This window comes from Rhizobacter sp. P5_C2, from assembly GCF_054049715.1.
The window spans coordinates 1-13,136 of record NZ_JBFULV010000140.1 but is presented as its reverse complement, the minus strand read 5'-3'; the positions used below and the strand labels follow the sequence as shown (position 1 = coordinate 13,136).

General features: G+C 67.3%; 10 protein-coding genes. 1 reads left to right on the top strand and 9 read right to left on the bottom strand.

The genetic code is table 11. From position 1 onward, the window contains the following. Positions 1-343: 343 nt before the first annotated feature. The 8 genes from ACXJLU_RS30205 to ACXJLU_RS30170 form a co-directional block, all read right to left on the bottom strand. Entirely contained in the window at positions 344-2,215 is a 1,872-nt protein-coding gene (locus ACXJLU_RS30205; RefSeq protein ID WP_457337404.1) for a potassium transporter Kup, read from the bottom strand. Continuing rightward, positions 2,212-2,379, bottom strand: a complete 168-nt coding sequence (locus ACXJLU_RS30200) for a hypothetical protein (RefSeq protein ID WP_457337402.1) — start codon at positions 2,377-2,379, stop codon at positions 2,212-2,214. Before ACXJLU_RS30200 ends, ACXJLU_RS30205 begins: the two co-directional genes overlap by 4 nt. After that, positions 2,376-5,075 (bottom strand): DUF4118 domain-containing protein, encoded by a 2,700-nt coding sequence (locus ACXJLU_RS30195; RefSeq protein ID WP_457337400.1) that lies wholly within the window; start codon positions 5,073-5,075, stop codon positions 2,376-2,378. Before ACXJLU_RS30195 ends, ACXJLU_RS30200 begins: the two co-directional genes overlap by 4 nt. Positions 5,076-5,087: 12 nt before the next feature. After that, entirely contained in the window at positions 5,088-5,675 is a 588-nt protein-coding gene (gene kdpC / locus ACXJLU_RS30190) for a potassium-transporting ATPase subunit KdpC (protein ID WP_457337398.1), read from the bottom strand. Positions 5,676-5,688: 13 nt separating this feature from the next. Continuing rightward, on the bottom strand, positions 5,689-7,773 hold the full coding sequence (gene kdpB / locus ACXJLU_RS30185; RefSeq protein WP_457337396.1) for a potassium-transporting ATPase subunit KdpB: 2,085 nt from the start codon (positions 7,771-7,773) through the stop codon (positions 5,689-5,691). A 20-nt stretch (positions 7,774-7,793) separates the two neighbouring features. Next, positions 7,794-9,602, bottom strand: a complete 1,809-nt coding sequence (kdpA, locus tag ACXJLU_RS30180) for a potassium-transporting ATPase subunit KdpA (protein WP_457337394.1) — start codon at positions 9,600-9,602, stop codon at positions 7,794-7,796. Further along, positions 9,602-9,691 carry a K(+)-transporting ATPase subunit F gene (gene kdpF, locus ACXJLU_RS30175; protein ID WP_073468658.1) on the bottom strand — a complete coding sequence of 30 codons (90 nt, stop codon included), beginning with the start codon at positions 9,689-9,691 and terminating at the stop codon, positions 9,602-9,604. Before kdpF ends, kdpA begins: the two co-directional genes overlap by 1 nt. A gap of 593 nt (positions 9,692-10,284) precedes the next feature. Continuing rightward, positions 10,285-11,316, bottom strand: coding sequence for a GlxA family transcriptional regulator (locus ACXJLU_RS30170; RefSeq protein WP_457337392.1), 1,032 nt, complete (start codon positions 11,314-11,316; stop codon positions 10,285-10,287). Positions 11,317-11,418: 102 nt separating this feature from the next. Between ACXJLU_RS30170 and ACXJLU_RS30165 the strand changes: the two genes are divergently transcribed. Next, positions 11,419-12,561: a DJ-1/PfpI family protein gene (locus tag ACXJLU_RS30165; protein ID WP_457337390.1), complete on the top strand. Its 1,143-nt coding sequence runs from the start codon at positions 11,419-11,421 to the stop codon at positions 12,559-12,561. A gap of 308 nt (positions 12,562-12,869) precedes the next feature. On the opposite strand, the gene ACXJLU_RS30160 is transcribed toward ACXJLU_RS30165, so the two are convergent. Beyond that, on the bottom strand, positions 12,870-13,136 hold a 267-nt coding region (locus ACXJLU_RS30160; RefSeq protein ID WP_457337388.1), incomplete at its 5' end, for a hypothetical protein.

Below are 13,136 nucleotides of genomic sequence, written 5' to 3'. Positions count from 1 at the left end.
TGGGCGATGCCATAGCCGTTGCCGTTGTCGTCGGCCATGTTGCCGTTCGGCCCGCCGATGCCGCCGCCCTGCGTGATGCCGGAATTCATGCCGCCGCTCTCAGGACCCCATGTGGCCCATCGAGCCGCAATGACCCATGGGTCCGAAGTGGGACATCGGCGACATGACGCCTACGCTCATCGGGATCTCCTTCAGGCTGGCCAGCGGTGTTGTGGTGTCTGCCATGCTCGGCCCGTCACGTCCCTCACGGGGGCGGCCGGCGCGAAACGCCGTGCGGCAGTGCGAAGCCCCCCGATCGCCGGCACGGCACCCATCAGAGCGTCAAGTTGCGCTGCACAGGGTGCTAGATCTGCACCCGCGTACCCAGCTCGACGACGCAGTTGTGCGGCAGCTTGAAGAAGTCGGCCACGCTGCCGGCGTTGCGCGACATCGCCGCGAACAGCGCCTCGCGCCAGTGCGCCATGCCCGCTCCCTTTGTCGGGACGACGATCTCGCGGCTCAGGAAGTACGAGGTCGCACCCGGCTCGATCGACAGCCCCTGCAGTGAACAGTGGGCCAGGGCGCGCGGGATGTCCGGCTGGTCCATGAACCCATAGCTCACCTGCACCCGCCAGAAGCCTTCGACCAGCGGCGTCAGCTCGATACGCTCGGCATCGCTGATGCGCGGCACTTCTTCGAACTTCACCGTCAGGATCACGTTCTGTTCATGCAGCACCTGGTAGTGCTTCAGGTTGTGCATCAACGCCTGCGGCACCGTGTCGGGGTTGGCCACCGCATAGACCGCGGTGCGCGGCGTGCGGTGCGCCATGTCATCCTGCGCCAACGCGGTGATGAAAGGCATCAGCTCCGGGTCGTCGCGGCGGATGTGCTCGATCAGCAACTCACGACCGCGCTTCCATGTCGCCATCACGGCGAAGATCGCCGCCCCCATCACCAGAGGGAACCAGCCGCCCTGCAGGATCTTCAGCGAACACGAGATCACCAGCACCGCGTCGACCACCAGGAAGGCGGACGTCGCGGCCACCGCGATCGCCAGCGAATACCGCCAGACGTAGCGAACCACGAAGAAGGTCAGAAGCGTCGTGATGAACATCGTCACCGTGACGGCGATGCCATAGGCGGACGCCAGTGCCGACGAGCTGCCGAAGCCCACGGTGGCGAGAAGAACGGCCACCATCACCGTCCAGTTCACCGTCGGAACGTAGATCTGCCCCGCCTCTTTCTCCGAGGTGTTCAGCACGCGCATGCGCGGCAGCAGCCCGAGTTGGATCGCCTGTTTGGTCATCGAGTACGCCCCCGAGATCACGGCTTGCGACGCGATCACCGAGGCCGCGGTGGCCAGCAGCACCGCCGGGATCAGCCAGGCCTGCGGGAACAGCCGGTAGAACGGACTCTCCAGCGCCGACGGATCGCGCATCAGCAAGGCCCCCTGCCCCATGTAGTTGAGCGCGAGTGACGGCAGCACGAATCCCGTCCACGCGATGCGTATCGGGCGCGCCCCGAAGTGCCCCATGTCGGCGTACAGCGCCTCGGCACCGGTCAACGCCAGCACGATCGAGCCCATCACGAGGAACAGGTGCCAACCACGCGCATGCAGGAACGCGACGGCCTCCAACGGGTTCAGCGCCGCCAGGATGCCCGGCTGCTGCACGATCTGCAGCACACCCACGAGGGCGAGCACGAAGAACCACACGCTGATGATCGGACCGAAGAGCTTGCCGACCGCCTCGGTGCCGAAACGCTGGGCCATGAACAGCGCAACGATGATGGTGATCGAGATGGGCAGAACGTAGGGCTTCAAGGTGGGCGTGATCGCCTCCAGCCCTTCGACCGCGCCCAGCACCGAGATGGCCGGCGTGATCACGCTGTCGCCATAGAACAGCGCGGCACCCAGCACGCCGGTCAGCAGCAGCAAGGTGCGGCGCGTCGGCGTCCCGCCGGCCGCAAGCGCGGTCAGCGCCATGATGCCGCCCTCGCCGCGGTTGTCGGCACGCAGGATCAGGATCACGTACTTCAGCGTGACCACCACCATCAGCGCCCAGAAGATCACCGACACCGCACCGATGATGTCCGGCGCGTCCAGCGGCACGCCGTTGGCGGGGTGGAACACCTCCTTCATCGTGTACAGCGGGCTGGTGCCGATGTCGCCGTAGACGACACCCAATGCCCCGAGCGTCAGCAGGCCAAGGCCTTGGCGGTTTCCGTTGTCGTTCATTGTTGTACCGAGGGATCTACAACGGCGTCGACGGCTCGGTCGAAGTCGATCTCTACGGCGGGTACCGCGGTGAGATCCAGAAAGACCTGGGCTTCGAGCGAGCTTCGCACGAACTGGCGGATCTTCGGCTCGTCCTCGAGCACCTGGGCGGTGGGCGTGTTCAAGCGCCCTCCTCGGCCAGGTCGACCGTCGGAGGCGTTCCCAAGGGCAGCGTGAAGATGAAGGTCGCACCGTGAGGCCGGGTCGGCTCGACGCGGATGCGGCCACGGTGCGCTTCGACGATCGCCCGGCAGATCGCCAGGCCGAGGCCCACGCCGGGCGTCGCGGATTCCGCCTGACCGCGGGTGAACTTCTCGAAGATCATGTCTTCCTGCCCCGCCGGAACGCCCGGCCCATGGTCGCGCACGCTGATGCGCAGTTCGTCGTCATGTGCCTGCGCGAGGATCTCGACCGGCGTGTCGCGCGGCGTGTACTTGCCGACGTTCTCCAGCAGGTTGACGAGCACGCGCTCGATCAGCACGGCGTCGCACTCGACCAGCGACACACCGGGATCGATGTGGATGGCCAGGGCCCTCGACCCCAGCGATCCGTGTGCCGCCTGGACCGAACCGCCGATGATCTCCTCGACCGATTGCCATTCGATCCGCAGGCGGATCTCGCCGCTCTGGATGCGCGCCATGTCGAGCAGGTTGGTCACCATGTCGGCCATGCGCAGCGCCTTCTCGCTGAGGCCCTCGGCCAGCTCCTGCTGCCGCGACGAGAGCGGCGGCTGGCTGGTCGCCAGCAACTGCGCCGACCCGACCAGCGCCGCCAACGGCGTGCGCAGGTCATGCGACAGCGCGGACAGCAGCGAGTTGCGCAGGCGCTCGGATTCCATCTGCACCGTCGCGCCCTGCGCCACCTCGATGTAGTGCACGCGCTCCAGCGCCATCGCCGTCAGCACCGCAAAGGTTTCCAGCTGCTGTCGCTGCTCGGGGATCAGCAGGAAGCGCGGCTCGGTCGGCTGGATCGCCAGCACGCCACGCGAGCGCATCGGCGCCTTCAAAGGCATGTACAGCCAGGCGCTGCCGGCCAGCGTATCGGTGCCCAGGCCGGCGACCTGGTGGTGGTCGAGCGCCCATTGCGCGGTGCCCAGGTCCAACCCGGAGCCATCGGTGGGCGATTGCAGCCGATCGCCCATGTCCAGCACGTAGATCGCCACCTGAGCCCGAAACTCGCGCGCAATCACCGCCTGGGCAACCTCGACCACGTGCGCCTGCGTCAGCGTGTTGGACAGGTCGCGTGCCGCCTCGAACAGCGAGCGCGAGCGTGCCTCGCGGTGCGTGGCCACCCGAGCCTGGAACCGCAGACCGGCCGTCAGCTGCCCGGTCACCAGGCCGACGATCAGCATCACGGCGAAGGTCAGCAGGTACTGCACGTCGGAGACGGCGAACGACAGGCGCGGCGCCACGAAGAAGTAGTCGAAGGCCGCGACGTTGAGGAATGCCGCCAGCACCGCCGGCCCGCGGCCCAGCCACACGGCCACGCAGACGACCGACAGCAGGAACACCATCACGATGTTGGCCAGCGCGAAGTACGGCACCAGCAGGTGGGTGAACGCCGTGGTGCCGGCACAGGCAGCGAGCGCGAGCGCGTAGCGACGCAGGTGTGCGGCCGCGGCGGTGGCCGGCTCGGCGCCGGCTTCCCTCTCCGTTGTCGCTGGTGGCCGCGAGCGCCGTGATTGCCCCACTTCGAGGCGATCGATGTCCGGTGCGATGCGCGAGATCGCCTGGCCCAGCGTGCGCCGCGGCCACCAGGGCGCCCAGCGCCCTTCGGCGCCGGAGCCGAGCACCAGCTTCGACAGGTTGTTCGCCCGGGCGTGCTCGACCAGCGCCGCGGCGACGTCCTGGGCCGGCAACACCGCCGTGCTCGCGCCCAGCTCCTGCGCCAGCTTCACGGTCTGCAGGATGGCCTCGCGCCGATGGCCCGGCAGCCGCTGCAACGCTGGCGTCTCGACATACACCGCATGCCAGGTCACGGCCAGCTGTTGCGCCAGCCGCGCGGTGCTGCGCACCACGTGTTCGGCGCCGGGCTGCGGCCCGATGCAGCAAAGCAAGGCGCCTTCGGTCTTCCACACCTGCCCGATCGACCGGTCGCTGCGGTACGCCTGCACGTCGTCTTCCACGCGATCGGCGGTGCGGCGCAGCGCCAGCTCGCGCAGCGCCATCAGGTTGCCCTTGCGGAAGAAGTTCTTCGCGGCACGCTCGGCTTGAGCCGGCAGGTAGACCTTGCCGGCCTTCAGCCGCTCGATCAGTTCGTCGGCCGGCGTGTCGACCATCACGATCTCGTCGGCGCGGTCGAAGAAGGTGTCGGGCAGCGTCTCGTGCACCACGATGCCGGTGATGCCGCCGACCACGTCGTTCAGGCTCTCCAGGTGCTGCACGTTCAGCGTGCTGTAGACGTCGATTCCAGCGGCCAGCAGTTCGTCGACGTCCTGCCAGCGCTTCGGGTGACGCGAGCCGGCGACGTTCGAATGCGCCAGCTCGTCGACAAGGATGAGCCCCGGCTTGCGCGCCAGCGCCTCATCGAGGTCGAACTCGGCCAGGCGCCTGCCCCGGTACTCGATCTGCACCGCAGGCAGCACCGGCAGGCCTTCGAGCTGCGCGGCGGTGTCGCCGCGACCATGGGTCTCGACGACCCCGGCCACCACGTCCACCCCATCTGCCAGCAGCTTGCGAGCCGCTACCAGCATCGCACAGGTCTTGCCGACGCCGGCGGACGAACCGAAGTAGATCCGCAAGCGACCGCGGCCCTCCCGCTGCTCGTCCGCGTGGATCTGCGCCAGCAAGGCGTCGGGGTCGGGGCGCTGGTTGTCGGTCATGACGGACTGCGGTCAGGAGGGTATCGCATCGAGCGCCAGGTTCAGGCGCAGCACGTTGACGCGCGGCTCGCCGAGGAAGCCGAGCCATTGTCCCTCGGTGTGCTGCGCGATCAGGTCCTGCACCTGCTTGGGCGACAGGTTCCGTGCCTTCGCGACCCGTGCGGCCTGGAACAACGCTCCGGCCACGCTCAGCTCAGGGTCGAGCCCGCTGGCTGAGGCGGTGACGAGGTCCACCGGCACCGGCGCGGTGTTGCCGGGGTCGGCGGCGCGCAGCGCCTCGATGCGGCCCTTGACCGCGTCGACCAGCGCCGGGTTCAACGGCCCCTGGTTGGAGCCGCTGGAGGCGGTCGCGTTGTTCGGCATCGGCGCGGTGGCCGACGGACGGCCCCAGATGTACTTCGGGTCGCTGAAGTTCTGGCCGATCAGCGAGGAGCCGACCGGCTTGCCGTCGCGCGTGATCAGGCTGCCGGCGGCCTCTTCCGGGAAGACGGCCCGGCCGATGCCGGTCACGACGAGCGGGTAGGCGGCACCGGTCAGCGCGGTCAGCACCGCGAAGGTGACGAGGGCCGGGCGAAGGAGGGATGAAACAGCGGAGGTCATGATGTCGGATCCTTCAAACGAGATGCACGGCGGACAGCAGCAGGTCGATCAGCTTGATGCCGATGAACGGCACGACCAGGCCGCCCAGCCCGTAGATGAGGACGTTGCGGCGCAGCAGCGCCGCCGCGCCGATCGCGCGGTACTTGACGCCCTTCAACGCCAGCGGGATCAGGAACACGATGACGATCGCGTTGAAGATCACCGCCGACAGGATGGCCGACGAAGGGCTGGTGAGCCGCATCACGTCCAGCGCGGCGAGCTGCGGGTAGGTGCTCGCGAACGCGGCCGGGATGATCGCGAAGTACTTGGCCACGTCGTTGGCGATCGAGAAGGTTGTCAGCGAGCCGCGCGTCATCAGCAGCTGCTTGCCGGTCTCGACGATCTCCAGCAGCTTGGTCGGGTTGCTGTCGAGGTCGACCATGTTGCCGGCTTCCTTCGCGGCCTGCGTGCCGGTGTTCATCGCCACCGCCACGTCGGCCTGCGCCAGCGCCGGCGCATCGTTGGTGCCGTCGCCGGTCATCGCGACCAGACGGCCGTCGGCCTGGTGGTCGCGGATCATCTTCAGCTTGGCCTCGGGCGTGGCCTCGGCCAGGAAGTCGTCGACGCCGGCCTCGGCCGCGATGGCCGCCGCGGTCAGGCGGTTGTCGCCGGTGATCATCACCGTCTTGATGCCCATGCGGCGCAGCTCGGCGAAACGCTCCTTGATGCCGCCCTTGACGATGTCCTTCAGCTCGACGACGCCGAGCACGCGGGCACCGTCGGCGACCACCAGCGGCGTGCTGCCCCTGCGGGCCACCTCGTCGGCGGCGGCCTGCACGTCGGCCGGGAAGCTGCCGCCGAGCGACTCGACGTGCTTGCGGATCGCCTCGCCGGCGCCCTTGCGCAGCTGGCGCTGCGTGCCGTCGCCGTTGTCGATGTCGACGCCGCTCATGCGTGTTTGCGCCGTGAACGCGACGAACGCCACCTTGTGGCTCGTCAGGTCGCGCTCACGCAGGTTGAACTTCTGCTTGGCCAGCACGGTGATGCTGCGGCCTTCCGGCGTTTCATCCGCCATCGATGCGAACTGCGCCACGTCGGCCAGCACCTGCTCGGTCGCGCCCTTGGCGGGCACGAAAGCCGAGGCCTGGCGGTTGCCGAGCGTGATGGTGCCGGTCTTGTCGAGCAGCAGCACGTCGACGTCGCCGGCCGCCTCGACCGCGCGGCCCGAGGTGGCGATCACGTTGGCGCCCATCATGCGGCTCATGCCGGCCACGCCGATCGCCGACAGCAGCGCGCCGATGGTGGTGGGGATCAGGCATACCAGCAGCGCGATCAGCGTCGTGATGGTGACCGGCGTGCCCAGCTTCATCGCGTCGACGCTGAAGATCGAGAACGGCAGCAGCGTGACCGTGACGACCAGGAACACGATGGTCAGCGCCACCAGCAGGATCGTCAGCGCGATCTCGTTCGGCGTCTTCTGGCGCTTGGCGCCCTCGACCATCGCGATCATGCGGTCGAGGAAGGATTCGCCAGGGTTCACGCTGATGCGCACCACCAGCCAGTCGGACAGCACGCGGGTGCCGCCGGTGACCGACGCGAAGTCGCCGCCCGATTCGCGGATCACCGGTGCCGATTCGCCGGTGATCGCGCTCTCGTCGACCGAGGCCACGCCTTCGATCACCTCGCCGTCGAGCGGGATCGTGTCGCCCGCCTCGACCAGCACGACCGCGCCCTTGCGCAGCTCGTCTGCCTCCATCGGGTGCCACGAGGAGCCATGGCGCGGCTGCTCCAGCTTCTTCGCGATCGTCTTGCGCTTCATGCCGCGCAGCGACGAGGCCTGGGCCTTGCTGCGGCCTTCGGCCAGCGCCTCGGCGAAGTTGGCGAACAGCACGGTGAACCAGAGCCACAGGGTCACGGCCAGGATGAAGCCTTGCGGCGCCTCACCCTTGCCACCGAGCGCCTGCACCCACAGCAGCGTCGTGATGATGCTGCCGACGTAGACGACGAACATCACCGGGTTGCGCCACTGCACGCGCGGGTCGAGCTTGCCGAATGCAGAGGCGATGGCCGGCTTCACGAGCGCCGGGTCGAACATCGAAAAATTCTTGACGGTTGTCATGATGGTTTCCTGTTGGCGCCTTACTTCGGCGCCCACAACATCAGGTGCTCGACCACCGGCCCGAGGGCCAGCGCCGGCACGTAGTTGAGCAGGCCGACCAGCAGCACGCTGCCGATCAGCAGGGTGACGAACAGCGGGCCGTGCGTCGGCAGCGTGCCGGCCGTGACGGCCAGGCGCTTCTTCGCGGCCAGCGAACCGGCGATCGCCAGCACCGGCACGATCACGCCGAAGCGACCGAACCACATCGCGACAGCCAGCAGCGTGTTGTAGAACGGTGTGTTCGCCGACAGGCCCGCGAAGGCGCTGCCGTTGTTGTTGGCGGCCGACGTGAGCGCGTAGAGGATCTCCGAGAAGCCGTGCGCGCCCGGGTTCGCGATGCCCGCCTTGCCGGCGTCGGCCAGCACCGCGATGGCGGCACCGGCCAGCACCAGGATCGGCGTGACCAGGATCGCGATCGAAGTCATCTTCATCTCGTAGGTCTCGATCTTCTTGCCCAGGTACTCCGGCGTGCGGCCAATCATCAGCCCGGCGATGAACACCGCGAGGATCGCGAAGATCAGCATGCTGTACAGCCCGGTGCCGACGCCGCCGAAGACGACCTCGCCGAGTTGCATCAGCACCAGCGGCACCATGCCGCCCAGCGGCGTGAACGAGTCATGCATCGCGTTCACCGCGCCGCACGAGGCGGCGGTGGTGATCGCGGCGAACAGGCCGGTGGCGGCGATGCCGAAGCGGGCCTCCTTGCCCTCCATGTTGCCGCCTGGCTGCGTGGCGCTGGCGACCTGGTCGACGCCGAGCTGCGCGAGCAGCGGATTGGCCTGCTGTTCCTGCGCGGTGACGACGACCACCGAGACGACGAAGATCGCCGTCATCGCGGCCAGCACCGCCCAGCCCTGGCGCATGTCGCCGACCATGCGGCCGAACATGAACACCAGCGCGGCCGGGATCAGGAAGATGGCCAGCATCTGCAGCAGGTTGCTCAGCGGCGTCGGGTTCTCGTACGGGTGCGCCGAGTTGGCGTTGAAGAAGCCGCCACCGTTGGTGCCGAGCATCTTGATCGCCTCTTGCGACGCGACCGGGCCCATGGCCAGCGTCTGCTTGTCGGTCTTCAGGTCTTCCATCACCGGGTTGCCCTTGGCATCCTTCAGCGGCTGGCCATCGGGACCGTTCTTCGGCAGCTGGTAGCTCGTGGTTTCCAGCGTGTTCACGTCCTTGTAGGCGTCGACGTTCTGGATCACGCCCTGGCCGACCAGGAAGAGCGCGAACAGCAGCGACAGCGGCAACAGCACATAGGCGGTGACGCGCGTGATGTCGACCCAGAAGTTGCCGATCGACGCCGACGAGCGGGCCGCGAAGCCGCGCACCAGCGCGATCACGACGACGATGCCAGTGGCGGCCGAGAAGAAGTTCTGCACCGTCAGCGCGAGCATCTGCGTCAGGTAGCTCATCGTCGACTCGCCGGCGTAGCCTTGCCAGTTGGTGTTGCTGACGAAGCTGATCGCGGTGTTGAACGACGAGTCGGCGCTGACCGCGGCCATCGCCTGCGGGTTGAAGGGCAGCACGCCTTGCAGGCGCTGCAGTGCATAGACGGCCAGCACGCCGAGCAGGTTGAACACCACCAGCGCGATGGCGTAGTGGCGCCAGCCCATGCCGCTGGCAGCATCGACACCGGCGATTCGATACAGGCCGTGTTCGGCCTTCACGAACGGCGCGAACCAGCGCGGGAAGCGGCCATCAGCCACCGCCACCAACCACGTGCCGAGCGGCCAGGAGAGCAGCGCGAGGATGGCCAGGAAGGCCACCAGAAGAATCCAGGCTTGCGAGTTCATCAGAAGTCCTCCGCCTTCAGCAATGCAAAGACGAGGTACACGAGCAGGCCCAGCGATGCCAGGCCGGCGAGCCCATACAGCCAGCTCATGTGCGTGCTCCCAACTTGTCGCAGCCGATGGCCATGCCGACGATGGCAATGAACATCAGGGCGACGGCTCCCAGAAACAGAAGGTCCATGGACTCCTCACGAAGGTGATTCGGATGTCCAGGAGCGTAGGGATCAGCGCATCAAATCGGTATATAGATTGGGGTGCAGCGCATCAAGACGGCGTAAAGACGTTCTGACGCCTCCGGTCCACGGTGACGCGGCCGGCAAGAATTTGCACCGTCTTGATCTGTGAAGCTGCGAGGGATGGAAATCGAACCCGCTCCACAGCACAACTCGGCATTTCGGCGCCCTACTCCTACTGGGAGGCCGTTTGCTGGCTGGAGCTTGATTGATCGGATTCTTCCCACCAATCTTCCCAACAAGTCCTTCGTTGGCAAAGAAGCGCTTGCTGCCGGTCGATCGGGATCGTCGAGCGCCCGCTCGTTGCGACGAAGCAGTCGTTGCAAGGTGCCTACGACAGCCCGGCGAACCGCAAAGGCACTTGACGCAGCTGAGGCTCGTGGCACTCCTCGACCAAGCTCTGTTGAGCGTCTGCTCTCACGAGCTGCGAAGTAGTGCTCTCTGCAGCCACTTCAGCCCGTAACGCTTCGAAACCTCCTGCGGAACTCGGATGGCGAAACATCGAGTTGATGCTGGAAAGCCGTTCGCATCGCCTCCGCGGAGACGAAGCCACTATGTTGTGCGACTCGCTCGATCGAGTGGTCACTGCCCGTGAGCATCCGACGCGCGATGTCGATGCGCAGCGCCTGCACGTACTTCGCCGGGGAAGTCCGCATGACCGCGGCGAAGTGCCGAGCGAAGGTGCGACCGCTCATGGCCATGCGCTCGGCCAACGCCTCGACCGACAGGTCGCCTCGCGGATGCGCCGCCATCCAGCGCACCAGGGAAGCGATCTGCTCGGATCCATCGGCAGCGGCTCCGTCGGCCAACCGGACGCTGAACTGCGACTGACCTCCCGGTCGTTTCAGGTAGACGACCAGGGCCTGCGCCACTTCGAGCGCGATCGCGCGCCCGAGGTCGCTCTCGACCAGCGCCAGCGCGGAGTCGATGCCGGCTGAGATCCCCGCCGAGGTGTGGTACTTCCCGTCGGCCACGAACAGGGCCTCGCGGTCGATCTCCACGCGAGGAAAGAGCGCCGCGAAATCCTCGAAGTGCGCCCAATGAGTCGTCGCGCGGCGGCCGTCCAGCAGGCCCGTGGCGGCCAGGGTGTAGGCCCCGGTGCAGATCGAACCGACCCGCGGGGTGCGCTCGGCGAGCACGGCGAGGCGGTGTACCAGGGCCGGATCCGCGACGGCCGCGCGCGCGCCGGGGCCGCCGGATAAAAGCAAGGTGTCGGGCGAGCGCGAGCGCCGGGCGGAAAGCGCGGTCGCGAGGAGAGGCACGCCGGATGTGGTGGCCAGTGGGCCCGCCTGCGGCGCGGCGACTTCGATCGCGTAGGGCGGCGCTCGTCCGGCACGAGCCGCGACGCCGTTGGCGCCGGCGAACACCTCCAGCGGCCCCACCACGTCGAGCAACTGTGCAGGCGCGAACGCGACGATCAGCACCTTGTGCGCAAGGGCGTCTTCCTTTGGTTCGTGCGAGGCCGCCTTCGGGTCTTGGGGCATTGGAATGTCAACCTGGCAGAAATCAAGGGGTGATTGTCCAACACGCGGGGGCCGGCCTGCCCACACTGATGTTCATCCGACACCCACCCTAGACGACACACCATGCCTCCCCTCGCCGTCCGCCTGTTCTCTCTGCCCTGCCTCCTGGCCGCGCTCCTTGCGTCGCCACTTCACGAGGTTGAAGCCGCGGATGGTCCGGCCGCAACCGCCCCGCCGACGGCTGCGTCCATCTCGCGCATCGATCCCTGGACGCCGCGCCTGGGGCGCACGCGTCCCATCGTTGCCGTGATCGGTGAGAACTCCGGCACCGAGCTTGTCGACTTCGTCGTGCCCTATGGCGTGATCGCCGACTCAGGTGTCGCGGACGTCGTGGCGTTGTCCACGGGCCCGGGCGTGCTGGAGCTTCGGCCATCGCTTCGTATCCAGACGCATGGGACGCTCGCGTCCTTCGATGAAGAGACGCCGCTCGGCGCCGACTACGTGATCGTCCCCGCGTTTACCGAAGACAAGATCGGCGACGCCGTCGTCCTGGCCTGGCTGCGCGTGCAATCGGCCAAAGGCGCAACGGTCATGAGCATTTGCGACGGTGCGCTGGTAGTCGCGAAAGCGGGTCTATTCGAGGGCCGACGTGCCACGGGGCACTGGGCGACAGAGAGGCGACGTCGCAGCGAACATCCCGGCACGCGCTGGCTCGACGACGCGCGCTACGTCGCGGACGGCAACGTCATCTCGAGCGCTGGCGTCTCGGCGGCCATCCCGGCCTCGCTCGCACTGGTCGAAGCCATCGGCGGCACGGAGGCAGCCGCTCACACCGCGGCGCGTCTGGGTGCGACGGGTTGGAGTGACGAACACGACAGCCACCAATTTCGCATCGGAGCGGAGGCGGTGCTGACCTATGTCGGGAACAGGTACCTGAAAGGCCGCGATCATTTCGTCATTCCGGTTTCCGACGGCGTCAATGACCTCGCTCTTGCACTGACCCTCGACGCCTACGGCCGCACGATGCGCAGTCCGGCCTCGATCCGCACCGACTCGAGTGCGGGCGTGCGCTCGTCGCACGGGCTCTGGCTGCTGCCGGCGCTCCCGTCTCCCAAGCGTCCGACGGACGAACTGCCTCTCTGGCAAGGCCCGGCATTCGGGGCGCTCGATCATGCGCTGGCCGATATCGATCGGCGCTATGGCGCCGCGAGCGAGCGTTACGTCGCTCTCGAGATGGAGTACGCACCGGGCTATTCGGCGCGTTGACAAACGTCGCTGGCGCGGCTCGTCAACTGGAACCTCCGCGCCCTGCGCATGGAAACATAGGCGCACGCACAGCCGTGTTCTTCCGGAAAGCAAGGCCGCGAGGCCAAGCGGACGACATGCAGGAGGTCGGACGTGCGAAGTCCAATTTGCCTCCATCGGTGCGCCGGCAAACGGAGCCACCCCAAACCGGTCGCTCGCCAATGCTGGGAAGTGGCCGGCTGAAGACGCGCGGGTTCAGCTGCTGGTGGCCTCGAAACGATCCAAAGCGGTCACAGACCGCGCCGAGTCCGACGCCCAAAATTCGGCGTTCATTTCTCGCCGTGAATTCCAACTTTACGCATGATGGTGTATGTCCGTGAGGCGCCTGCGCCGGCACCAAACACCTGATACCTGCGCATGTCGAGCCGCCCCGCCAGCAGTGGGGGAAGGCTCCAAACTCGCTCGCCGAACGGCTCGACTGGAAACGGCGTGCCGTTGGGGTTGGGCGTATGAACGTACACCGCGTCACTTGCCGAATCGCTTGGCGTCACGATGGCGAAAACTTGGTGCTCGCCGTGGAAGCTCGCCAACTCCGC

What these genes read in the sequence shown, in the direction of transcription:
- ACXJLU_RS30205 (WP_457337404.1), bottom strand. Translation starts at nt 2,215, where the DNA reads ATGAACGACAACGGAAACCGCCAAGGCCTTGGCCTGCTGACGCTCGGG.
- ACXJLU_RS30195 (WP_457337400.1), bottom strand. Translation starts at nt 5,075, where the DNA reads ATGACCGACAACCAGCGCCCCGACCCCGACGCCTTGCTGGCGCAGATC.
- kdpC (WP_457337398.1), bottom strand. Translation starts at nt 5,675, where the DNA reads ATGACCTCCGCTGTTTCATCCCTCCTTCGCCCGGCCCTCGTCACCTTC.
- kdpB (WP_457337396.1), bottom strand. Translation starts at nt 7,773, where the DNA reads ATGACAACCGTCAAGAATTTTTCGATGTTCGACCCGGCGCTCGTGAAG.
- kdpA (WP_457337394.1), bottom strand. Translation starts at nt 9,602, where the DNA reads ATGAACTCGCAAGCCTGGATTCTTCTGGTGGCCTTCCTGGCCATCCTC.
- kdpF (WP_073468658.1), bottom strand. Translation starts at nt 9,691, where the DNA reads ATGAGCTGGCTGTATGGGCTCGCCGGCCTGGCATCGCTGGGCCTGCTC.
- ACXJLU_RS30170 (WP_457337392.1), bottom strand. Translation starts at nt 11,316, where the DNA reads ATGCCCCAAGACCCGAAGGCGGCCTCGCACGAACCAAAGGAAGACGCC.
- ACXJLU_RS30165 (WP_457337390.1), top strand. Translation starts at nt 11,419, where the DNA reads ATGCCTCCCCTCGCCGTCCGCCTGTTCTCTCTGCCCTGCCTCCTGGCC.